Consider the following 220-nt stretch of genomic DNA (forward strand, 5'->3'; position numbering starts at 1 on the left):
GTAGCGCCAGCATTCCCCAAAAGAAAGGAACAATGGTTAACACGCCGAAAATTATGCGTAATGTTTTGGAATTACGCCAGACCGAGGCTGAACCGGGGTAAAACAACACCAGTAATAGCGCCACGGCCCACCAGCCCAGCGACGCCCAAAGCGACACTTCAACCAGCGGTTGGTGAATATTATGATGATACTCAGGCAGCAAAAACAGCATCAGTGCCAG

At 50.5% G+C, this 220-nt stretch carries 1 pseudogene; it reads right to left on the bottom strand.

Going from position 1 to position 220, the window contains the following annotated elements:
• A pseudogene (gene cdsA / locus FDX22_RS00395) lies at positions 1 to 220 on the bottom strand (phosphatidate cytidylyltransferase); the annotation flags it as partial.

The sequence above is a fragment of the Citrobacter sp. TBCS-14 genome (genome assembly GCF_005280805.1).
Lineage (GTDB): Bacteria > Pseudomonadota > Gammaproteobacteria > Enterobacterales > Enterobacteriaceae > Citrobacter > Citrobacter gillenii.